The 23,088-nt window shown below is 44.7% G+C and carries 23 protein-coding genes; 7 read left to right on the forward strand and 16 right to left on the reverse strand.

Annotated elements, in window-relative coordinates:
- Nucleotides 1-77: 77 nt before the first annotated feature.
- Nucleotides 78-797, reverse strand: coding sequence for a DsbA family oxidoreductase (locus BM415_RS22090; RefSeq protein ID WP_091161377.1), 720 nt, complete (start codon nucleotides 795-797; stop codon nucleotides 78-80).
- Nucleotides 798-974: 177 nt separating this feature from the next.
- Between BM415_RS22090 and BM415_RS22095 the strand changes: the two genes are divergently transcribed.
- On the forward strand, nucleotides 975-2,366 hold the full coding sequence (locus BM415_RS22095; RefSeq protein WP_091161379.1) for a phosphodiester glycosidase family protein: 1,392 nt from the start codon (nucleotides 975-977) through the stop codon (nucleotides 2,364-2,366).
- A gap of 216 nt (nucleotides 2,367-2,582) precedes the next feature.
- On the opposite strand, the gene BM415_RS22100 is transcribed toward BM415_RS22095, so the two are convergent.
- From BM415_RS22100 to BM415_RS22110, 3 genes are read right to left on the reverse strand one after another with little or no spacing between them, the layout of a single operon-like run.
- A complete protein-coding gene (locus BM415_RS22100) occupies nucleotides 2,583-3,773 on the reverse strand; it encodes a Ger(x)C family spore germination protein (RefSeq protein ID WP_244533681.1) in 1,191 nt (396 codons plus the stop codon).
- Nucleotides 3,757-4,881, reverse strand: coding sequence for a GerAB/ArcD/ProY family transporter (locus BM415_RS22105; RefSeq protein WP_091161381.1), 1,125 nt, complete (start codon nucleotides 4,879-4,881; stop codon nucleotides 3,757-3,759). Before BM415_RS22105 ends, BM415_RS22100 begins: the two co-directional genes overlap by 17 nt.
- Before the next feature lie 33 nt (nucleotides 4,882-4,914).
- Complete coding sequence (locus BM415_RS22110; RefSeq protein ID WP_091161383.1) at nucleotides 4,915-6,633, reverse strand: spore germination protein; 1,719 nt, start codon at nucleotides 6,631-6,633, stop codon at nucleotides 4,915-4,917.
- A 193-nt stretch (nucleotides 6,634-6,826) separates the two neighbouring features.
- Between BM415_RS22110 and BM415_RS22115 the strand changes: the two genes are divergently transcribed.
- Nucleotides 6,827-8,545: a glycoside hydrolase family 13 protein gene (locus tag BM415_RS22115; RefSeq protein WP_244533683.1), complete on the forward strand. Its 1,719-nt coding sequence runs from the start codon at nucleotides 6,827-6,829 to the stop codon at nucleotides 8,543-8,545.
- A gap of 332 nt (nucleotides 8,546-8,877) precedes the next feature.
- Here BM415_RS22115 and BM415_RS22120 read toward each other — a convergent pair whose 3' ends face one another.
- The 4 genes from BM415_RS22120 to BM415_RS22135 all read right to left on the reverse strand — a co-directional run bounded on the left by BM415_RS22120 (nucleotide 8,878) and on the right by BM415_RS22135 (nucleotide 13,256).
- Nucleotides 8,878-9,723: a carbohydrate ABC transporter permease gene (locus BM415_RS22120; RefSeq protein WP_091161386.1), complete on the reverse strand. Its 846-nt coding sequence runs from the start codon at nucleotides 9,721-9,723 to the stop codon at nucleotides 8,878-8,880.
- A gap of 32 nt (nucleotides 9,724-9,755) precedes the next feature.
- Nucleotides 9,756-10,631, reverse strand: a complete 876-nt coding sequence (locus BM415_RS22125; RefSeq protein WP_091161387.1) for a carbohydrate ABC transporter permease — start codon at nucleotides 10,629-10,631, stop codon at nucleotides 9,756-9,758.
- A gap of 140 nt (nucleotides 10,632-10,771) precedes the next feature.
- Nucleotides 10,772-12,013 (reverse strand): extracellular solute-binding protein, encoded by a 1,242-nt coding sequence (locus BM415_RS22130; RefSeq protein WP_091161389.1) that lies wholly within the window; start codon nucleotides 12,011-12,013, stop codon nucleotides 10,772-10,774.
- 268 nt (nucleotides 12,014-12,281) lie between these two features.
- A complete protein-coding gene (locus BM415_RS22135; protein ID WP_091161390.1) occupies nucleotides 12,282-13,256 on the reverse strand; it encodes a glycoside hydrolase family 43 protein in 975 nt (324 codons plus the stop codon).
- A 414-nt stretch (nucleotides 13,257-13,670) separates the two neighbouring features.
- Between BM415_RS22135 and BM415_RS22140 the strand changes: the two genes are divergently transcribed.
- Nucleotides 13,671-14,594, forward strand: a complete 924-nt coding sequence (locus BM415_RS22140; RefSeq protein WP_091161392.1) for an ArsR/SmtB family transcription factor — start codon at nucleotides 13,671-13,673, stop codon at nucleotides 14,592-14,594.
- Nucleotides 14,595-15,004: 410 nt separating this feature from the next.
- On the opposite strand, the gene BM415_RS22150 is transcribed toward BM415_RS22140, so the two are convergent.
- Together BM415_RS22150 and BM415_RS22155 are read right to left on the reverse strand one after the other, a co-directional pair.
- A complete protein-coding gene (locus BM415_RS22150) occupies nucleotides 15,005-16,024 on the reverse strand; it encodes a Gfo/Idh/MocA family protein (RefSeq protein WP_091161394.1) in 1,020 nt (339 codons plus the stop codon).
- A gap of 60 nt (nucleotides 16,025-16,084) precedes the next feature.
- Nucleotides 16,085-16,864: a sugar phosphate isomerase/epimerase family protein gene (locus BM415_RS22155; RefSeq protein WP_091161396.1), complete on the reverse strand. Its 780-nt coding sequence runs from the start codon at nucleotides 16,862-16,864 to the stop codon at nucleotides 16,085-16,087.
- 251 nt (nucleotides 16,865-17,115) lie between these two features.
- On the opposite strand from BM415_RS22155, the gene BM415_RS22160 reads away from it, so the two are divergent.
- The 3 genes from BM415_RS22160 (at nucleotide 17,116) to BM415_RS22165 (ending at nucleotide 18,330) form a co-directional block, all read left to right on the forward strand.
- Entirely contained in the window at nucleotides 17,116-17,925 is an 810-nt protein-coding gene (locus BM415_RS22160; RefSeq protein WP_091161397.1) for a helix-turn-helix domain-containing protein, read from the forward strand.
- 62 nt (nucleotides 17,926-17,987) lie between these two features.
- Nucleotides 17,988-18,158 carry a hypothetical protein gene (locus BM415_RS25265; protein WP_170862588.1) on the forward strand — a complete coding sequence of 57 codons (171 nt, stop codon included), beginning with the start codon at nucleotides 17,988-17,990 and terminating at the stop codon, nucleotides 18,156-18,158.
- Nucleotides 18,121-18,330 carry a hypothetical protein gene (locus BM415_RS22165; protein WP_139237049.1) on the forward strand — a complete coding sequence of 70 codons (210 nt, stop codon included), beginning with the start codon at nucleotides 18,121-18,123 and terminating at the stop codon, nucleotides 18,328-18,330. The genes BM415_RS25265 and BM415_RS22165 overlap by 38 nt, the downstream gene beginning before the upstream one ends.
- 49 nt (nucleotides 18,331-18,379) lie before the next feature.
- Here the strand turns inward: BM415_RS22165 and BM415_RS25270 are convergent, their stop codons facing one another.
- Both BM415_RS25270 and BM415_RS22170 read right to left on the reverse strand, forming a co-directional pair.
- A complete protein-coding gene (locus BM415_RS25270) occupies nucleotides 18,380-18,547 on the reverse strand; it encodes a hypothetical protein (protein WP_170862589.1) in 168 nt (55 codons plus the stop codon).
- Between the two features lie 82 nt (nucleotides 18,548-18,629).
- Nucleotides 18,630-19,040, reverse strand: coding sequence for a MerR family transcriptional regulator (locus BM415_RS22170; protein ID WP_091161400.1), 411 nt, complete (start codon nucleotides 19,038-19,040; stop codon nucleotides 18,630-18,632).
- 305 nt (nucleotides 19,041-19,345) lie between these two features.
- Here BM415_RS22170 and BM415_RS22175 point away from each other — a divergent pair, with 305 nt between their 5' ends.
- Nucleotides 19,346-20,386, forward strand: a complete 1,041-nt coding sequence (locus tag BM415_RS22175; RefSeq protein ID WP_091161402.1) for an NAD(P)-dependent alcohol dehydrogenase — start codon at nucleotides 19,346-19,348, stop codon at nucleotides 20,384-20,386.
- 158 nt (nucleotides 20,387-20,544) lie between these two features.
- Here BM415_RS22175 and BM415_RS22180 read toward each other — a convergent pair whose 3' ends face one another.
- The 4 genes from BM415_RS22180 to BM415_RS22195 form a co-directional block, all read right to left on the reverse strand.
- Nucleotides 20,545-21,411, reverse strand: a complete 867-nt coding sequence (locus BM415_RS22180) for a pentapeptide repeat-containing protein (protein ID WP_091161404.1) — start codon at nucleotides 21,409-21,411, stop codon at nucleotides 20,545-20,547.
- A gap of 16 nt (nucleotides 21,412-21,427) precedes the next feature.
- Nucleotides 21,428-21,757 carry a PadR family transcriptional regulator gene (locus BM415_RS22185; protein WP_091161405.1) on the reverse strand — a complete coding sequence of 110 codons (330 nt, stop codon included), beginning with the start codon at nucleotides 21,755-21,757 and terminating at the stop codon, nucleotides 21,428-21,430.
- A 218-nt stretch (nucleotides 21,758-21,975) separates the two neighbouring features.
- The gene (locus tag BM415_RS22190) at nucleotides 21,976-22,344 is read right to left on the reverse strand and encodes a hypothetical protein (RefSeq protein WP_244533685.1); all 369 of its coding nucleotides are present in this window, start codon (nucleotides 22,342-22,344) and stop codon (nucleotides 21,976-21,978) included.
- Between the two features lie 166 nt (nucleotides 22,345-22,510).
- Nucleotides 22,511-22,945: a Fur family transcriptional regulator gene (locus BM415_RS22195; RefSeq protein WP_170862590.1), complete on the reverse strand. Its 435-nt coding sequence runs from the start codon at nucleotides 22,943-22,945 to the stop codon at nucleotides 22,511-22,513.
- Nucleotides 22,946-23,088: the final 143 nt, after the last annotated feature.

The raw sequence follows: 23,088 nt of genomic DNA on the forward strand, positions 1-23,088 counted from the left end.
GTTATCCTCCTAATCATAAACAAAAAAAACGATCCGAGCTCTAGGAAGAGCCCGAATCGCCGGATAACGGTATGCTGTTATTTATTCACATCTCCAGGCATTACACAGGAATCGTCGGTACATACAGCAGCATCCTCTGTATTGCCGATCACCTGCAGCGGCTGGCCTTCGGACCAAGCCTGGGTGAGTGCCTGACTAAATACAGAAAGCGGCTGTGCGCCGGAAATGCCATACTTGCGGTCAATAACGAAGAACGGAACACCTTGAATGCCAAGCTGCGCCCCTTCTCTCTCGTCCGTGCGAACTTCCTCGCTGTATTGATCTCCTTCCAGAACAGTACTAACTTCCTCGCCATCAAGCCCAATCTCTGCTGCCAGCTTCACCAGTACTTCTCTGCTGCCCACATGCTGTGCCTCTACAAAATAGGCAGCAAGGAGCCGCTCCACCATTTCCTTGTCTTTGCCCTTGGTCGCTGCATAATGAGCCAGACGATGGGCATCAAATGAATTCGTCGGTTTAATCCGATCAAAATTATAGTCCAATCCTACACTTTGCGCCTGCTCAACGACATTCGCAGTCATTGCTTTGGCTTGCTCAACCGTTGTTCCATATTTGCTTGCCAGCGCTTCATACGTTGTCTGATCCGTGTCCACTGCTTCATTTGGATTCAGTTCAAAGCTGCGGTACACCACTTCTACGGATTCGCGGAACGGAAGAGATTCAAGCGCCTCCTCAAAACGGCGTTTACCTATATAACAAAAAGGACACATAAAGTCCGACCAAATTTCTACTTTCATGCTGCAATACCTCCTAATATTCTGTTACTTACTATTGGTAACCAAATGATAGCATACACATGGAGTGATGTCCAACTACCTCCTATTTTCAATAATATGTAAGTTGTTTGAGTATCTCTGCCGATAACAACCTAGTATCATACCTATTTTCATACATAAGGGGGAATTAAGCGTAACATGAACATTTTCACCAAAACATACGTCAAAAAATCAGCTGCTATTCTGCTTACGAGTGCATTAGCCCTGGCTGTGTCTGTCTCCTCAGGCATTTCTTATTCTGGAATAGCACAAGCGGCAAGCAGCCAGACAACAGCCGTGGACCTAACTTATCCGTCCAAATCCATTACATTGTCTTTGGATAAACGTGAGCCGATTCAAAACAAGCTTAAGTTGTCGGATAAAGTGCAGGTCGTCTATTCTTCAGGCAACAAAGCCATCGCCCGTGTCAATCAGGAAGGCGTTGTTATTCCTGTAAAGCAGGGTTCTACGAACATTCTGATCCAGGTCGTCACTCCAGGCTACAAAGGTCAGCTTAAGCTGCCTGTGACTATCACACAAGGAGCCTCTAAAGCCAAGGCCGTCTATGCGACGAAAAAAGTCAGTGTATCGGGCAAATCATTCAGCGTGAAGACTGTGACACTACCAAAAGGAACACCAGTCACTGCCGGTCTTGCCAATCAGAGAGTAGGCGCAGTCAAATCGCTGTCCTCCATCGCGGGCGCATATAACGCATCTGCCGCCATTAATGGTACCTATTTTGAAGCTTATGGCGGAGTTCCCGATCCTTATGGCATGATCATCAGCGATGGAGTTATAGAGCATATTGGCAATACAGGTACATCCATCGGTTTCAAATGGGATGGCTCTGCCGTCATGGATACACTTCGCGTTCGAGTTCGCGGCACCGTCAAGGCTCCCGAGGAGAGAGCGCAGAGCTGGTATGTCTACTTCGTTAACCGTACACCGACCAAAGGGAAAACATCAGCTGTTATGTTTACACCGAAACGTGGAGCAAATGTCGGCTTCTCCTACGGGACAGCGATTACGGTTCGTAAGGGAATTGTCACGAAAGTCGCTCCAAACCAAAATGCTACGATTCCAAGTGATGGGTATGTGCTTGTATTTACAGGCAAGGAAGAGGACATGCTTGCCACTCGCTTCAAAAAAGGCAGTTTTGTCGACTATAGCATCAGCTACTATAACGAGAATAATAAAGATATCAACTGGTCCAATGTCCATACGGCTATTGGAGCAGGGCCGAGACTTGTAAAAGACGGCAAGCTGGCCGTAAATCCGGCAGCCGAAGGGTTCGGTAGCTCCAAAATTTTAACAGATGGCGGTGCAAGGAGCGGAGTTGCCATCAAGAAGGACGGGAGTATTGTCCTTGCAACCGTCCCTGGAGCCACGATCAAACAGTGGGGCAGCATCATGCTGAAGCTGGGCGCTTATCAGGCCATGAATATGGATGGTGGGGCTTCCTCGGGCATGTATGCAAATGGTAACACGGTAACTTCGCCGGGAAGATTGATCAGTAACGGTCTCGTGTTCGGAAGTTCATTAAAGTGGTAGCATGAAATAAGCAAATCAGAACTTGAAGAGCTCCTTGCCATCGGGCAAGGAGTTCTTTTTATAGAACAAGATTACAACCGCCTTCAAATACGCCTTCCATAATGAATGCCTCTATCACCATGGAAAATGGATAATACCGCCTCGACTGTAACAATTACCTATAATGATCCTTCGAGCCAGCTTCTGCAGCAGATTCATCCTCTCCACTCCCTCTGGTCATTCCAACGTTGATCCGTAATCTATAATCTCCAGATCTACATCATAAGTAACTGGGATTTCACTAAATACTTCATCCCAACGGTCCTTCACCTTGTTGTAATATCTTGGGTATTTAATTCGTACCTCCTTACCAAAGCCGACCACATCGACACGGTATGTATGCTGCAGCTTGACTAGAAGTGTTTTAATTTCATTTTTCACGGTTTCGTTAAATTTCTCTTCCTGCTCTTCAATATATGCCGAATCCGTGGATTCTTCAGGATAGCTCCAATCCTCAATCAGTCTTCCCTTTGACTGCACATCAATGTGAATAGAGAGCTCGTCTCCCTCCAGCTTAGGGGTGATTTTGCTGCTAATTGAAGCGATCTCATATACAATCGTATCGCCTTCGTCCGTATAAGCTTTGAGCACCCCGCCCGGATTCCCTTCAATCCAGGAGATCGCTTCAACATCCACTTGATTCAGCCTGCCAATATATTTATTCGTATCCCCTTCAAAAAGCGCCCCGCCGACAAATTTTAATTCATTCTCCGCCATGATGACATTTTGCAATACAAAGCTTTGTCTGGACTGCATTAAGCCCTCCAGCTTCCCGAGCGAAATGGCAGGCAGAATTCGGTTCGTACGCTGGCGATTGCGGATAAGGCCTCTCAGATTAAAGGCTGGAACTTCGCCCGGCTGATTGGCACTCAGCACATCGATAGCTTTCTGCTGGCTGATCAAGACAAGAGCACTGGGCCTGATATCATTGTCGCGCAAAATAAAATCAAGCAGCTGCTCAAGACTATACTTGGTCGCTAATTCACTAGAAATGACAATAACCTTCAAATGGTGGCCGATTAGAGGACGATCTCTTCGAAGAGAGAATTGCCTGAATATTTGCAGCAGAGAATCGCCGGTGAGCCTTTCATTAAGATACGATTCACCTGCCTGACCGCCTTGTCCTTGAGCTGCCTGCTCTTTCGTTCCTGGCACGATTTGTACGGTCGCCGTCAGCACATTCTTTTTAGGGTAATGCCCTCCGCGCTCATTCACCTTTTTTTCAAATTTGGTTTCATCCGCCACATCCAGTCCAACACCGACGTATACTCTCAAATCCTCAATTTCCCTGCTGTTCCAGCAGCCGGTCATACAGACTGTCAGGAAGAAGATAGCCATCAGCTTGATCGTTTTACGCAGGTTGTTCACTTTGCTTACCCCCTTTCTTACGGATGAGGCTAATGATGAGAAGAACTAGCGGAAGTCCGCAGAACAGCACCAGTGAGAAATTGCCCAATATATCACCAAGGATGAACGTTTCATTAATGTCCTTCGGCAGCAGGGCAATGATATAGTTGACCGGCAGGAGCAGCAGCAGAAAAGGCGTAATTTTCCGTCCTTTAAACAGCTGGGCCCCGCCAAGCGACGCAGCATAATGAGTAATGGTAAACGTAGAAAAAATCTGCATGATCCAAATGACCAGCAGCAAGGATTCAAACCTCTCGAAGATGAGACCTTCGGCTTCGAAGCTGCGCAGGAGGTCAAGCGTCGGCCAGGTTTTCGTTACGGTTCCTTCCAGTGACAAACCGCCAATGACCATAATGACGGTAATTAAATAAATGACCAGCGGTACAGATATTCCGTAAACGACCGCCTTTACTCCCTGCTTCGGATATTTCATGTAGGCCATGACGACAAACATCGCTTCAAACCCAGTAAATGACAACAATGAGGGCTTGATACCATTAATAACCGGCATGATTCCCATCCCGAGCACAGGTCTAAGGTTGTTGATATCAAATAAGCGGACACTGAGCAGGATGATGACGACAAAAATGACCAGTGTAATCGGAAGGATGATCTCATACAGCCGAGCGATGGGATTAATGCCGCCGATCACCAGATAGAAGCCCACCCACATAAAGATCATGACATAGGACCATACAGGGGTTGCTTCCAGCAGATACAGCCGGGTCACTTCCGCCATCACCCGGATTTCAAAGGCGGAGATGGTGACAAAGTAGCTAATAATTGAAAAGCAGATGATATAGGCAATCCATTTTCCCGTGATCTCACTCGTGAACTGAAACACGGTCTTACCGGGAAATCTCATGCATAAACGAGCTATGATGATACCTGCAGTAAAGGTAATCACACTCGACAAGAGGACTGAAATCCAGACATCCGGTGTCCCAACCGCCTTTGCCATCGTCCTCGGCATCGTCAGGATTCCGGCGCCAAGCATGTAGTTGATTACAATTACAGCAGCCTGGGTTGTGGTGATTTGATCTTCTGCCTTATTCAGATTGCTGCTCATTTTAGGCCATCACTCTTTTCTATTCGCCAAAGTTTATGATTTCATGCGATCCCGGTCCCGGCCCCTCGTCGTGCTGGGCCTCTTTCTCATCATGAACATGGGAGCGCGCACGACAAAGTCCTTCCAGTCGGCAGGCTTGTAAGAGATCATAGGGGCGGTATAAGGAACACCGAAGCTCTTGAGTCTCACAAGATGACTGCATAGCAGCAAGAAGAACATAATGACCCCAAACAGCCCAAACAGGGCTGCGCTGAACATCGCAGCGAATCGGAGCACCCGGATTGTAATGCCGGCACTATACATCGGTATGGAGAACGAGGATATCGCCGTTACCGCTACGATAATGACCAGGAAAGGACTGACAATACCTGCCTGAACAGCAGCTTCTCCGATAATGAGACCGCCGACGATGCCCATCGCCGGTCCAACCGGCTTGGGCAGACGTATTCCTGCTTCTCTCAAGATTTCAATAGCTATCTCCATAATCAGCGCTTCTATAATAGAAGGAAACGGAACACCCGCCCTCGTATTGATAATCGTGAGTGCCAGCTTGGTGGGAATGAGTCCCGGATGAAACGAAATGAAAGAGATATACATCGCTGGTCCAAACAAAGCGATAAAAGTAGCCAAATAGCGAATGAGCCGGATGAAGGTTCCCCAAACCCAGCGTTCATAATAATCCTCTGGTGACTGCAGCAGCATGCTGAACGATACCGGTACAATTAAAGCAAAGGGAGTTCCGTCCAGCAGAATAGCGACGCGTCCCTCCAGAAGAGCGCCAATTACTCTGTCAGGTCTTTCCGTGTTTTGAGTCTGTTGAAAGGGACTGAGCCAGTTGTCTTCAATTAATTGCTCAATATATCCTGATTCGAGCGGATCATCAATGCTGATTTGTTCGATTCGTTTGTGAACTTCTTCTATCAGCTGGGGATCAGCAATGTCGTTCATGTAAGCTATGACAATATCCTTCTTCACCCGATTCCCTACTTCAAGCTGAGTGATTTGAAGACTGCTATTTCGGCCATGTAACCGCAAAAGTCCTGTATTCTCATTCAATTTCTCCGTAAAGCCGACCCTTGGACCTCGAAGCAGCGCTTCTGACAAAGGCTCTTCAGCACTCCGCTGCTTACCCTTGGGCGAGCCTACAATCATCACGCCGCAAGCTCCGTCAACGAGGAGACCGGCGTAGCCTGCCAGCATCTTCTCCACAGTAGGGACGAGCTGCTTCGACTCCATCATTCCTATGACCGGAAGCTGTTTTTGCTGCAAATATTTCTCCAGATCTTCACTTGAATGAAGTTCCTCTGCTTCGGCTTGCGGTATTCCATCTCTCATTAATGGAGCAAGAACATGAGTGTTGATTAGATCAGTATCTGTCAGTCCATCTACATAGATAATGGCAGCACGGCTGTTCAAGCCCTTAATGACAAATTCCTTGATATGCACGTCCGAATTGTCACCAATACTCTTTTTTATAAGCTGAATATCCGAATCGTAGTTGCCTGTTAGCGGCTGACCGGATTCTTGTTGTGACTGATTAGCGTCTTTACCCTGACCGGAACTGTTGTCTTGCTCAGGAGAGCTGCTTACTTCTCCGGAGGAAGTATTCGCCTTCTTGCTTCGGTTCGTTGCTTTAACATAACGATTAAGGTCAGCAGCAGCCTTCATCAGTACAACGGGAATGACGAATACGACAACCGCCTGGATCCAGATACCCCAGTCGGGGAAATAGGACAATAGGGTTTCCCACAATTTAAAAAAACTCCCTGCTGTGTTGGATTGTAAAGGATCGATTGTATTTTAACCCCATTCCCTCATAATCATTCTTTATTTGCCAGCAACAGCTTCTAATCAGCCTTGCAATCGGCCTTATTGACGATTTCCCCTGTTCATTTTCGGGTATTAACTCTAAACAATACTCATTAGAATGCGAAAGGGGTATCTCATGCATATCAAGTACAAAAAAGCTTGGAAACAGAATATCATTTACGAAATTTATCCTCGCAGCTTTAAAGACAGTAACGGGGATGGAATCGGGGATCTGCCCGGAATTATATCCAAGCTTGATTACCTGCAGAGTTTAGGAGTAACTGCCCTTTGGCTGAACCCCATTTACCAATCACCGGACATCGATCATGGCTATGATATTACCGACTATTATTCGATCCAGCCTGAATACGGCACAATGAAGGATTTTGAGCTCCTTCTGGAAGAGGTCCATAAGAGAGATATGGGACTTATCATGGATCTGGTTCTAAACCATACTTCTGATCAGCACCCCTGGTTTAAAGCGTCTCGCTCCGACAAGCATAGTCGATACCGGGATTACTACATTTGGAGACCTGCCGGAGCAGATGGCGGCCCCCCTAATAACTGGACTTCTTATCTTGGCAAATCCGCCTGGACCTTCGATGAGGAGAATCAGGAATTTTATATGCATCTCTACAACTCCACCCAGCCGGATCTGAATTGGGACAATCCTGATCTGCGCGAAAGCATGTATAAGATGATGCGATTCTGGCTGGATAAGGGAATCGACGGATTTCGTATCGATGCAGTAAATGCGATCTCCAAGGATCAGACCTTCCCTGATTCGGATCTGTCCAGACTGCAATCGAACGGCGAACCCTTCATTAAGAATGGTCCATATATTCACGATTATTTACAGGAAATGAATGAAAAAGTGTTCTCGCAATACGATATTTTCACTGCTGGTGAAATGTCCTATATCAGTGAGCAGGATGTACTCGACTATACACATCCAGATCGCAAAGAATTGTCCATGGTTATCTCACCTGAAGCAAGTACGCTCGGTAATCTTCCTGAAGATGAATTTCAACAAAAAGAATGGTCTCTTGACGATTTGCGGGAGGTGATGCAGAAATGGCAAAAAAACGTAGGCGACCCCGGAGGATGGTTCGGTCTTTACTTCAGCAATCATGATCAGCCTCGACTGGTCAATACCTTTGGCAATCCCGGCGAGTATAGGGTTCAATCCGCCAAAATGATCGGAACAATGCTGCATACGTTGAAAGGAACACCCTTCATACTGCAAGGTGATGAACTAGGTATGACCAACAATCCCAAGCTTCATTCTATCGATGATATTAAAGAACAACAGGCGCTTGCCTATTACGATGTCATGGTCAATGAACGAGGAGAAGATGAAGAGAAGATCATGCAGCGAATTCGAAGAAAAGCAAGAGATCACGCACGAACCCCTATGCATTGGGATGAGAGCAATCATGCCGGATTTACTACAGGAGAGCCTTGGCTTCCTGCAAATCCCAATTACAAGGAGGTTAACGTCAAAGAACAGGAATCATATCCATATTCCGTGTTAAATTATTATCGACGGCTTATTGAGATTCGTAAAAACAATCCTGTACTTACTTATGGAGAGTATAAAGCCATTCTAACAGATCATTCTCAAATATTTGCATATCTACGTTTATTTATGGATCAGACTTGGCTCGTTTTGCTTAATTTCTCAGAGGAAGAAGCAGCTTACTCCCTTGATCCTAATGATATCGAACGATTGGCTGACGCTCGTCTTCTTATTGGGAATTACAAAGAGTCTAATGAAATTATTGATCTTAAAAGCGGTAATCTTAAGCCGTATGAGGCTATTGTACTGGCACCTCCACTTCACTTTCATGAATGAGGATATTGCATAAATCCCAAAGTGAAATTATCTAAACTAAATACCATCAGCCCGGAACCAAATCTTATGCGAATGGAACCATCCTCTGCTCGGCGTTCTGTCCTGAGGATTACATAAATCAAATCAAGAAGGAAATGGTTAAGCAGCTGGGGCATATTATCGACTCCTACATCGAGGAGCTCCGGGTTAATCAGAAGGCTATTAAGGAATGCGCTCCAAAAGATATTTACCTAGGCTAACTATATTACAAACAAAAAGAAGCTCTCTCCACTATGGAGAAAGCTTCTTTTTGCTTGGACATTGACTGGTTCCTGTTCAGTAGTCCTCATAAATTAACCTTTAATACCTGAGTTCAGGTTAATGGACTGCATAAAGTACTTCTGTGCAAAGATAAATAATATAAGTGTAGGAATAATCGCCAGCATCGCAGATCCCATGAGTTGTCCAATCAATCGATAGTTACCATAAATATCTTGAAGCAAGAGCAAGCCTGCTGTAATTGGCATCTTCTCTACATCCGTGTATACGATAACCGGCCATAGGAAGTCGTTCCAGGAACCGATGAATGAGAACAAGCCGCAAACGACCAATACCGGTTTAACCAACGGCAGAATGACAGAGAAATAGATTCTGAAATCACTCGCTCCATCCACGCGTGCAGATTCATCCAGATCGTGTGGAATGCCTTTCATAAACTGCCTTACCAAGAAGATGTTCCCCATTCCCGCAAGACCCGGAATAATCATCGCCCATGCAGTGTTTACCCAACCGAGAGTTTCAATGATCTTGTATGAAGGAATCAAGTTTACGACTGCTGGAAAGAACGAAATTCCGAGCAAGGTAAAGAATAAAGTGTCTCTTCCCTTAAAGTTCATGCGTGTATAGCCATAGCCTGTGATTGATATTATTACAATAACCAGGGCGGTGTGCGAAATCGCAATAAATAAAGAGTTCATTAACCAGCGCAAGATCGGAGCAGTGGACGTATTCTCCAATATGGTCACATAGTTATTGAAGTCCCAGTCAACCGGCAGCAATCTGAAGCCGGTCGAAACCACTTCCGTCTGGGAACGAAACGATGTCGTAATCCCAAATAGAACAGGAATCGCCCAAATGACACAAATCGCTATAAGAAATAGGTATGATATATATTTCGAAATATTGATTTTCTTTTTCATTTTGAACCATCTGCCCCTTCCGTATCCACTTCCTAGTTCGCATTTCGGTTCATTACATAATATTGCAATGCCGAAATAACCAATATAACGAGACCCAGCAGCACTGCCATTGCAGATGCCATACCAGCCAAGGATTCACCTGAACCGAATGCGAGTTGTCTGATGTACATCATAAGTACGTGTGTGCTCTGTTGCGGTCCGCCGTCAGTCATCATGAGTGGCTGACCAAATACGTTAAAGGAGCCGGCAGTTGTCATAACAAAGGTATAAATGAGCGGGAAACGAATAGACGGCAGCGTTATGCTGAAAAATCTGCGAACAGAACCTGCTCCGTCCATCTCGGCAGCTTCATATAAATCCTTGGAAACACCATTGATAGAGGCACGATAAATAATCATATTACCGCCAACCCCGCCCCAAACCGTAATAACAATGATAATAATCCAGGCGTATGGCTGAGTTGCCGCCCAGACCGTCTCCGATCCGAATACATTACCGGTAACACCTAGCTGTTTGTTGAAGATCAAAGACCAGATCAGTGCAGCTGCAGAAATAGAAATGAGGCCTGGAATATAAATGATCGATTGAATGGTCCCCTTCAATTTCACTTTTTTATGCTCCAGTGCCACAGCAATCATCAGAGGGATCACGATCAAGATCGGAACACTCAGAAGAACAAAGAGCAGGGTATTCTTCAAACCATTATAAAATTGATAATTAAAAGTAGATTCGCTATCAAAAAGAATCGTTTTATAGTTATCAAGACCAACCCAAACCGGGTCATTAATTAAATTCCACTGAGTGAATGAAGCATAAATACCGTAGATCGTCGGTATTAGAATAAATATCAGAAATAAAATAAGATGGGGCCCAACAAAGAAAACAGGGGCAAAGGATCTCTTCTTCATAGCCTTTCAATTCTCCTTTTGGAAAAGTAATGTGCCATAAATGGCACATTACTTTTGTACTAAATCGATGTACTAAAGATTAATGTTGAACCCTGAGTCATCTTCAATTCATCTTATATATTCTCGTCTTGACGTCTGCTTTACTGAGCCCCGGTACTGCCTTGAGCAATTTTATCTTCGACTTCTTTTTGCATCGTCTGTAGGGTTTCATCCATATCTACGTTGCCTCGAATAATATCATTAGAGTATTTATCTACCACTTCAGCTACATAAGGATAATATTCGTAAGTATAGATGTACAGAGATTCAATTTGCTTCTCGTCTGTCGTAAAAAAGGATTGCATATAATCTTGGTATTCAGGACTTTCAAATACTTGTTTACTTGCTACGATCTGACCTGCTTTAGCCCATTCAATGGAGTTCTGGCGTATGAACTCCAGGAAGCTGCCGATTCCTGCTTCCTTCTCATCTGTTCTTGCTTCGTTATTCAGCATGGCGAACAAGTGGGAAGAAGAGCGGTTTGTAAATTTATCAGGACTAGCAGAGTAGACGTTCGTCACACCGAAGTTCAAACCTTCCACCGCTGCGTGAGCAGTCGAGCTCCAAGTTCCATCTGTGGAGAAGAGAACGTTGCCGGACTGGAACATCAGGTAACCGTCTTCACCAAATGGAGTCATCAGGCCTGCATCGGCAATTTGCTTAACGGACTCATACGCTTGTTTCATTTCAGGTGTATTTACTGCCGGCTGACCATCTTGCTGTACATCGCCGCCTAAGTTCTGCAGCTGTCCAAGCATAGCCCACCCAAGAAGCGCATCGTTAACTACATAGTCTCCCTCTTCCATTTTTCCTTGAAGAGACAGGATTTCTTCCACTGTTACATTGTTATCATCAAGGAAGGATTCTGCACCGTACTTCGCAAGCAAATCCTTGTTGTAGTACATTACGTTAGCGTGGATATCAAGAGGTACTGTGTACTGAGTTCCATCGATCGTACCTGTTGACCATGCTTGAGGCAAATAGTTGCTTTCATTAATTTCAGGCTGTGCGGATAGAATTCCTGTCATTGGCTCAAGTACATTTTGCTTCACATAGCCAGGTACGCGGTCAGCATGGATAATGGTCAAATCTGGAATACCTTTACCGGAGTTAATTACTGTGGATAGTTTCGTATACATATCAGAGGTAATCACATGTTTTACTTTCATTTCAGGTTCAGTCGCATTATATTCTTTAACGAGCTGATCCATATAAGCCCCGTCTTCACCAGTCAGCGGTGTCCAAAATGTAATTGTGTTCTTATCGTCACTGCTGCATCCAGCGAGAACGATAACAAACAGAAGCATAGAAACGATTGTCAAAAGACCTTTTTTACGATTCATTTAAGAACCCCCCAGTGCTTTTCAAAATCAATGTTTTCATGAAACCGCATTCAAAGATTTAAATCATGGGCTGCCTTTTACTCCAACTTTCAAACTTGCTGATCTGCTGTCGAGGAGCTTGCCTAGGAGTGCTCCCGTACAGGCATAAAAAACATTGATAACATTTACATTAATCATTAATGTTTTTGCAAACATATCATAATTCATAGCGCTTTCATTGTCAACCACTTTTATCCATTCCGCTCATATTTATTTGCAAGCCGCCAGTTTAGCGGTTTACAACCCCTCCATCGGGGACAGGAACACCAAAGTCAGGCAGCCCGTCTTCGTTCCAGCTAAACACTTGGGCACGCGCATGACGATTCGGATCGTAGAGAGGATCCCCTTCAATATCTTTATAATTTCTTGCGTGATAAATGAGAATATCCTGAGACCCATCCGGAGATACGGTGAAGCTGTTATGCCCCGGTCCGTATTGCCCTGTCTCTTCATTGGTTACAAACACGGGATCAGGCAGCTTGGTCCAGCTGTCCGGTGACAGAAGATCGCTGTCTTCATCTGCATAGATCAGTCCCATAGCATAATTATAGTCTGTAGCACTAGCAGAAAAGGAGACGATAATTCTGCCATTTCTGTGTAGCACAGCAGCTCCTTCATTTACTAGAAATCCGATCTTCTCCCAATCATACGTCGGCTCGGCAATCATAACCTGTTCTCCCTTAAGAGTCCATGGATTCTCCATCTCAGCAATATACAGATTGGAGTTACCGACAATATCAGGGTCCTTCTGAGCCCACACGAGATAGCGCTTACCCATGTGCTCAAAAGACGTAGCATCCAGCGCAAAAGACTCCCACTTCGTCTTGATCTGCCCCTTCTCTGTCCATTCGCCTTCTAATGGATTCTCTGAAGCATTCTCCAAAACAAACATCCGATGATCGAATAGTCCTTCCACCGTCTCCGTTGTTCTGGCTGCGGCAAAATAGATATACCACTTATTATCTATGAAATGAATCTCGGGAGCCCATATATTAGCGCTCATCATGCCTTCATCATATTTGCGCCACACCACAACCGGTTCAGCCTTACCCAGCTCCTGAATCGTCTTGGCTCTACGAACTTCAATTCTGTCATATTCTGGAACGGAGCCTGTAAAATAGTAGTAGCCATCAGAATGTTTGTATACCCAAGGATCAGCCCGTTGAGGTATAATAGGGTTAACAAATTGAATTTCATTTCCCATGGATGTCAATCTCCTGTCTCATCGAATTGATTTACACATTTGTTTATTAATTCACAAATTTATTCATTAATTCACCTAAATATTAGAATGAATTGTTTCTCCTGTCAATTACATTTTCGTTATTAATTCATATATTCATTAACCTTTTGAATATCCATATAGAATATAGATATTTATCTCCGTTCATCAAACATTCTCTTTCGTTCTATTTCGTTGAATATATAAAGCTATCATCGCTGGATAAACCGCTGCTCTGGCGCGATTATCCTCACTGCCATCACGTCGACAGCAGATTATCTTATCTTTTTTAGTTGAATAATACCTTGTGAACGTGCGGAGAATCATATATTATAAAGTTCTACATGTATGATTTACATATACATTAATAAATCATCGCCGTTCGGAGGAATAACATTGAGAATTGAATTAGCTGAACAGAATTTGCATATATTTGAGGCTATCTCCAGCAATGTACGGATTCAAATCGTTCATCTCTTGTCACAGAAATCAATGAACATTAAAGAATTGGCAGAAGCGCTAGGACTTAGCAGTGCGATCATGACTATGCATGTAAAGAAACTAGAGAAGGCCGGAATCATCGAATCGACGATGGCCCCAGGCAAGGGCGGCGCTGCCCAGAAGGTATGCTCCCTTAGTATGGATAATCTTGAAATCGCATTCCCGATTAAAGATGTCATTCCGAGGGAGATTCGCAAAACCGAAATATCCATTGGTCACTTTACTGATGTACATATCCAGCCTACCTGTGGAATATGCACACGAGACTCCGTCATCGGAATCTTTGATGATCCACGCTACTTTCTCGATCCGGATCGTCTCAACGCAAAAATATTGTGGTTTGGACAAGGTTATGTCGAATATAAAATTCCGAACTATCTGATGGGTGACGAGGTTCCAGAAGAACTGGAAATATCAATGGAGATCTCTTCTGAAGCTCCGCTTACCAATAATCATTGGCCATCTGATATTACATTCATTGTCAATGGTGTCGAGGTAGGGATGTGGACAAGCCCTGGAGATTTTGGGGGCAAAGGCAAGCTGAACCCGCCTTGGTGGTTTGAAAGTGTGAATCAGTACGGCTTATTGAAGCATCTCATCATTAAAAAAGAAGGAACATTTATGGACGGCATCAAGTTGTCGGACGTCACGATTGATGATATCGGCATCCGCAATAGTTATTGGTCCTTCCGTATTGCTGTCAAAGAAGATGCTGAACATATTGGTGGTGTGACGCTGTTCGGCTCTGGCTTCGGTAATCATAATCAAGACATCATCTTCCGTCTGTACTACACGACAAATAACGAGAAACCGGAATAATATGTTTTAGAACTGCTTCTCTTTCAAACAGAAAGACATCGATTGAATTGGCATTTACCATGCGAAACTCGATGTCTTTTTTTATAATTTCTATTACATCTGCACAAACAATTAACGGCGGCGGGAGTTCTCGCCGCCGTCTTCATCCGTTATCTCCTGCAGATTCGTTTTATAACCCGTAATAACCGCAAACCACGTGTCCCACTGCTTTTACAGCAATTTTTGAGATAATCAGCAACCTGCTGTGTTAATTCAGGAGCATTATAAAGCAGCGGATAGTCATTCTTGTACGTTAGTTCGTATGTCACGCCAAACTCCGCCTCGATTTATAGCTAACCACGAAGGTTTAGAATCACAAAAAAACCCTTTGAGCTATACTCAAAGGGTCCCTTCGCATACTACTATTGAATTTACAGTTTGATGATCTGACCTGTCTTCTGTGATTCGAATGCAGCAAGAATGACATTCAGTGATTTCAGTCCCTCTTCTCCAGAGATAGATGGCGGCGTATTTGTCACGATGGATTCAACAAAAGCGTCGATCACGCCACTTGGTACTTGTTTTTCATTCGTTGCCATTGCGCCGACTTTGTACGTCTCAACCGTACCATTCGTCAGCTCAACAATGACCTCATCACCTTCAACTGTACCGATCTTCATCACGCCGTTCTCGCACCACAATACGGTACTGTTGTCTCCGCCTTTGTACTGGGTCCAGCTGGCTACCAATGTGCCAACCGCTCCGCTCTTCATACGCAGGATGCAGGTTGCATTGTCGTCCACTTCTGTGCCTTCCTTATGCAATGTGCTGATAAAGCCGGCAACTTCGGACACTTCATCGTTCAGCAGGTAACGAATAAAGTCAGATTTGTGCACGCCAAGGTCGCCCATTGCGCCCATGATTGCTTCTTCTTTGCGGAAGAACCAGCTGCCAGCACCGTCCACGCTCCATGCTTCCGGACCCGGATGTCCAAAAGAAGTACGGAAAGTTAGTACTTTGCCCAGTTTGCCTGACTCAAGCAATTCCTTGGCCTTCACGTGAGGCGGCATGAGACGCTGGTTGTGTCCTACCATGAGGAACACCCCATTTTTCTTCGCTGCTTCAATCATTTGCTCGCCTTCTTCAGCTGTACATGCCATCGGCTTCTCCACAAGCACATGCTTGCCTGCATTTGCTGCTGCAATCGCCATGGAAGCATGCAAATAGTTCGGTGTACACACGCTGACCGCATCTACTTCCTCATTGGCAAGCAGCTCTTCATAGCTCGCATAGCCTTTACCACCGTAGGTTTCAGCCATTTTCTCGGCACGCTCAATAATCGGATCTGCAAATGCAACGAGCTCTACTTGTTCATTTGCCGCGTATTCCGGAATATGTCTACGCTCAGCAATCGCACCACAGCCGAATACGGCAACTTTAATTTTTGTCATGTCGAATCTCCTTTAGTGAATTTAGTTAGTTTATTAGTTTGAATAGACGAAAATGAACGGTTAGCCCAATTTACTAAGATAATACTCTTTTACCCAGTTGTAGCTGTTCTCAATGCTTTGAAGCGGTGGATTCTGACAGACATCCTGTTCAACAATCAGCCACTGTACTCCTGCTTGATCCGCAGCGTCAATAACAGCTGGCAGATTCACAGAGCCTTGACCCAGCTCAAGTGTTTTCATTTGACCCTGCCCATCTTTGCTGAAATCCTTCAGATGGAGCAGTGGCAGGCGGTCTGTATACTTACCGATATACTCGATTGGATCTTGACCTGCGAATTGTACCCAGCATACGTCCATCTCAACTTGAACCGCTGCAGGGGAAGTCTCAGCGAACATCGCGTCAAAAGCATTGCTGTCTCCAACCGTGCCATGGAATTCGAAGTCATGATTATGGTAGCCAAAGATCAGGCCTTGCTTGCGGACCTCATTACCAATCTGCTCAAGCTCAGTGAATAATGCCGTCCAGCCTTCTGCCGTTTCCGGGCGATCCTCCGGCATTAGGAATGGACAAATCATATACTCAGCACCGATCGTTTTGAGATAATCAATTTCCTTCTGCAGGTCAGCACGCATCGCATGAAGGGAAACGTGACTGCTGAAGCCCTTAAGACCCAGATCGTCCAAAAGCGCTTTCATTTCTTCAGCAGGAATGTCACCATAGCCGGCAAATTCAACACCTTCATATCCAAGGTCAGCCACTTTCTTGAGTGTTCCTCTGAAATCCGCTGCGGTCTCTTCACGAAGTGTGTACAACTGTAGCCCGATATTGATCTTTCTCATCATCTATTACCTCTTTCTGTAGTAGGATTACGAACTTTAAACATCTGCATATGCACTAAATCGCTAATTTTCACAAAGGTTCGTATCAAACCTGCGGTATTTACTAAAACCCTTTCGTGAATCCGGGTCGCCAGCATCCGTTTGAATCGAACTAGTTACATTGTAAGTCGAATTGGGCTAAAATGAACATATCCAATATGATCATAACATGAACTATTTGCTCATTATTTTGACAGGAGGCCTAGAATTCCGTGGATACAACCCTTCTCCTATGTGATTATTCCTATCATTACAAGCCGTTCATTCAAAATACAAAAAGCGGATTACCCCACTATCTTTTTCGGCTGCAAACGGAGGGAAGCTGCAAAGTTTATTCGCTGGGTCAAGAGCACACGCTCACAACCGGAGATCTTCTGCTTCTGAAGCCAGGTGATGACTATCACCTTGTCGTAGAAGAGCCTGCGAACGAGGGTCGATTGTCCAGTGGGGACTATTATCTGTTCTGCCAAGGACCCTGGATTGATGACTGGTGGAACAGAAGAAGATCGAGGCCTGCGGTCAGCCGGGTTGGGCTGGATGAGAAGCTCATCGGACTATGGCGCAATCTGCTGTTAGAAAGACGACGGGGTTCATTAGAGGAAAACACGGAGCTGGAGGATGTGCTGCTTCGCGGACTATGCTTATATATTGACAGAGCGATCTCTGAACATGTCCAGACAGGGCTCAAAGGAACCTCAACCCTGAAGCTAAAGCGATTCATCGAGGAGCATGCGACAACCACCTTCAAGCTGGAAGAAGCAGCGAGCTATGCGGGTCTCAGCTTATCCAGCGCAGTTCGTTTATTCAAAGAGCATTATGGAAAAACAATGGTCCAATATGCCATTGAAATCCGGCTTAAAGCTGCCGTGGAGCAAATGAAGTATAGTAACGAAATGACACTTGAGCATATTGCCGAGATTTGCGGCTTTGCCAGTTATTCTTATTTTCACCGGGTATTCCGCACGCATTTCGGCATTTCTCCAATTGAATACCGTTCCCGAATTGTTAACTCACACATTTAAATATTTTTAAGATGAACGACTTATCCGCGATATTGAATCCCGTTTTTTTGAGTGGAGCACATATGAAACTAGACAAAGAAACAATGGCTCGAATTGAAGAAGATAACCGGACCGTATTTGCATTGCTGAGCCAATACCTGAACCAAGCGCCTGACCTTATCACCACAGAGGGGATTCAGGAGATTACGGCCTACGGTGTTTCCGAAGATCGAAACGATGAAGGAGCCTGTTGAAGCGGCCTTTGGCAATGCGCTTACCTTCGGTCTTGGCCTTGGCTATTATGCCTATATGGTTTCCGAGAAAGATAATGTGAAGAGCGTCACTGTCGTCGAAGCAAATGAGCATGTCATTAGACTGTTAAAAGAGCATATCCTGCCGCAGTATGCTGTCTGTAATGCAAAATAGCGACCGTCTTCAACTTAGAAGATGATCGCTGTTGATTTATATGCGCCCGTTATATCTCCCCGGTATCTACGGTCGCAATCGCCAGGTATACACTCCCCAATCCGAGCAGACACAGTACGGCGTTTACTAGATTCGTATGCAGATCCATATCCAGTAGAAATCCAAAATTTTGAAATTGCATAAGAAATATGGCTACCAGCAGGATTCGTTTCTGCATTCGAACACATCCATTCGCTTGAAATGACCCCTAAGTTAGACAATCTAACTAGAGGTCCAATTCATCTCAGCTGGTTCTTTGCTTAATGAGGGCTCTCTATCCTTCTCTTCTTATGAATGTCTTCTGTTCCGGCATCGAGTGCGGTCTTGTAATACAAGCATTTATGTTCAATAACTTCCATCGTCTTCTTCAGTTCTTCCATTTGTGCTTCTACCGTGGCTCTTCGTTCGATGAACATATCATGTCTCTGCTGTAATGTCGCATCTCCATCAGAGCACCAGTCAATAAAGTCTTTAATTTCTTTGATCGGCATTCCGGTCAGCTTCAGACATTCAATTACTTTTAAGGCGTCCATGTCGGACTCCTTAAACAATCTTCTTCCACCCGCTGTCCGTTCTACAAATGGCAGCAGACCCTCCTTATCGTAATAACGCAACGTATAGGGTGTAAGGTTCAACTCTTTGGCTACTTCACTAATGGTATATGTCTTCATGCGATCTTCTACTCTCCTATCCTCTTAAACATACACTTCGAGTTAACTCTAGGTATTCTATCAAGGACTATTAATGATGTCAAAGCAAGACCATTTCATGCGACTTAGGTACGATTTTAGTAAAAATCTATCGATGTGGCTTGACTTAGAGTTAACTGTAACATTTAACATGAATTTGCAAGAGAAGTTTCTAGGGTAGGGAATGGATTGAGGATATTTTAAATCGATCAAGCATGATTTCCTTTCTTACCGGAATACTTCCTTTCTCATGAACAATAAAACTTTAACTCTAGGAGGTTACATTTATGATAACAGCTAAAGCACGAGCTGTAGATGGTCCAGATCAATCATTTCGAACAGCTGAAATTGTACGACGGGATCTCGATACACAGGATGTCCTGATTGAAATTAAATACGCGGGGATATGCCATTCTGACATCCACACCGCTCACGGCGAATGGGGAGAAGTGAACTACCCTCTCGTACCTGGACATGAAATTGCAGGAATCGTAACCGATGTGGGCTCCGAAGTAACCAAATATAAAGTAGGCGACCGGGTAGGCGTTGGCTGTATGGTGGACTCCTGCGGGGATTGTGTGAACTGTCGTAAAGGAGAAGAGCAATACTGTCTCAAAGGGAACATTCCTACTTACGCGGGTGTAGACAAGTATGGCGAACCGACACAAGGGGGATATTCTTCCCATATTGTCGTAACTGAAGACTTTGTCGTCCGAATTCCAGATAACATTGAACTTGACGCAGCAGCCCCACTACTCTGTGCAGGGATTACGACTTATTCACCGCTTCGCCGCTGGGAAGCTGCTCCAGGCAAGAAAGTCGCTGTGGTCGGCATGGGTGGCCTTGGTCATATGGCGGTTCAGATTGCACATGCCATGGGTGCCGAGGTAACCGTTCTGTCCCAATCTCTGAAGAAGAAGGACGATGGCTTGCAGCTTGGCGCAGACAGCTACTATGCTACAAGTGATCCGGAAACCTTCGAGAAACTAGCGGGATCCTTTGATTTAATTATTAACACGGTAAGCGCCAGCTTGAATATGGATGCTTATTTCTCACTACTCACACTGGACGGAACATTGGTGAACGTCGGTGCGCCTGGAGAGCCGCTGTCACTTCATGTCATGTCTCTCATAGGACATCGCCGTTCATTCGCAGGCTCCATGATTGGAGGTATTCGTGAAACCCAGGAAATGCTGGATTTCTGCGCAGAACATAATATCGCTCCGAAGATTGAGGTTATATCCGCTGATGAGATTGATGAAGCCTACAAGCGGGTCCTCGTTTCGGATGTGAAGTACAGATTCGTTATTGATACGAGCACGATGTAAGTAGCCATAATGAGGATCATATCTTATCAGGGTCCGCTCTGTGGAGATAAAATAGGCCGTCCTACGATCATGTAGGACGGCCTATGATTTATCCTATACAGCTGACGAACAATGGCTCAATGCGGCAGTTCCCCAGCTTCATTTTTCACGAGCTCTGCTTATTTGACGATGACTTTAGATAGATCTGCTTCCATTCCTTTGAGTGCGGCATAAGTCAATTTGTCCATCACCGCATTGTCAAAACAAATCGTCTTCATCATACGGTAATATTTCTTAGTCAACGTAAATCCTGGCTGGAAGGAAACATCTCGCAAGCACGCACCTTTAAAGGAAGCACCAGTTAAAGCACACTTCTCGAATCTGACACCGGTAAAGCTCTGTCCGTCAAGACAAAGACCGGTAAGGTCAGAATTTTTGAAGTCTACTCCAACGAAGATACAGTTCTCAAACGTCGTCTTCCTAAGATCGGTCGTGCTAATCTTGACGTCTGTCAATCTCGCCCCAACAAACCTCACACCGTTCAAGCTGGAAACGTTGAAATTCGTTCGTACCAACACCGATGTATTAAAGCTCGCATTCGAAAGATCCAGTGATGAGAAGTTGCAGTCCGTCAGGTTCGCTCCATCAAAATTTGCATCCCGTACATCGCTGCTTGAGAACGTACTTCCCGTCAAATCTGCATTGGAGAAGTCAGAGCCCTGTAATGCACTCGACGCAAATTTCCCTTTATGTACCGTTACATCAGCAAAGTCGCTCTTCGGTAAATTACTCGCACTAAAGTTCGTGAGCACCTGCCTCTCCAGCGTGCGTGACAGGCTTGCAACCTCCTGTACCGTTTGTTCGATGTCACCAATACTATCGATGGTCATCTTGAAGGCCGTTTCCTCATCCTTGCCCTGCTCTTGGAGTTCCCGATACCGGTCATTCAGATCATGGAGCAGATCACTCTTCAGTTCCTCAACGCTCTTAACTCCATCATACGGTGCGAACACTGCGTTTAAATAATTGACCAACTTCTCATCCATAGGATCGATCAGCTCCTCATAATAAGTCCTTAAGAACTCGCTTCGCATATTCCCAGTTTTCTATATTACGATGATAAGTTTCTCTGCCCTTCTCTGTGATCCTAAAATATTTCCGTCTTCCGCCCTGCGATTCATCGCCCCAGTACCACTCAATATCACCCTCAACCTCAAGCCGCCTAACACTGGAGTACATCGTGGCTTCCTTTAGTTCATATTCTCCGCCTGAACGTTCTGCAATCAACTTCACGATCTCGTAACCGTAACGATCCGCCTCGGATAGTAAGCGTAATATCATCGTATCGGTATGTCCGCGCAGCAGGTCGGATGTTATTTTATTTTTACTCATCTCAACACCCCCACTATTTCATGATAGTTTATACTACTGTGACTGTAAAGGTAATAGGGATAGGGATATATAAACCGACCTTTCAACCTCATTCATTTGAGTCCTAAATTGAATTTCATGTTATACATCGAAAGAATCAAGACAAACAAAAACAGCCCGATATAAGTTAAATATCAGTCTGCTCTCGATTTGAGGATAAATGCTGTGTATCGTTTATTTTAACACTGGCTTAGGTAAAATCCTTGAGCGTACTGATTCATTAACGTGCAGAATCGGCGATTATGCCCAATAAAAAAGGAAGACGGATCATATCGTTTCCTCGAGGGCTCGTATGTAACAAGCAAACGGTGTCTCATACGCTCCATGGAATACTCAATAAACGACTCTGTTTTCTTAGAGGTGATGAATGTGATGTAAGCATAGAGGGAATGGTTCTCCGGCTCATCCAACAGACTGACGCCAGCACAAGAGAACTCTGTCTGTATTCCCGCCCGTTTGAAATACGTTAATGCAGGAAGTAGTTCTGCGTCAAATTCAGCATCACCTAGCCAAACCGTCTGCTTATCTCGTTTTCTGTGCTTAGTCATCGCCATCCATTCCCTTAATTCTACCTCTCTCCCGGTGCCACTGTTCTCTACTGTGCGTACTTATCACTTGTTCTATCTCTTGGTTGGCACTTCTCGCATGTTCAGCCATATATCTGCCCTCCTCTCAAGCGGCTATCTTCTTAAATCTCACTTCTGCTCATCGCTTTTAAGGGTTCTCTTCGTCTTCGCAATCCATACAGTATCCGAACACATCAATCTTGTAATTCATGGATCTAAACTGTTCAGGCTTCGGCAACTTCATCTGTTCCGGGTCAAAAGTTAACGGGATGGTGTGCTTACAGTCCATACAAATAAAATGCAGCTGTGGCCTGATATGATCGATGACACGATAACGCAGTTCATTACCCAGTGCGAAAACCTCAATGATCCGATATTTTTTATAAAGCTCAAGATTCCGATAAACCGTCCCATAACTCAATCCAGGAAAGCTTTTTTCCATCATTTGATATACCTCTATGGCTGAGAACGGACGATCTAACCTTACGATTAAATCAAGTAAAAATGTCCGTTTGGCCGTAATTCGGACGCTGTTCTCAGCCAGGAAGGCAATCAAATTATCGAGCTTCGTGCTTGGTTCCAACCTAATCACCTGCCTGCTATTTACATACATAAAATGAATAGATGTCACACAACTTGAGCACATAAAATGCCATATTGGACTGACTTCGAGAAGTAATTTAATACCGTCGAATAACCTGAACCCCAGATATCCGCTAGGTCACG

The organism is Paenibacillus sp. 453mf (assembly GCF_900116105.1).
Lineage (GTDB): Bacteria > Bacillota > Bacilli > Paenibacillales > Paenibacillaceae > Paenibacillus > Paenibacillus provencensis.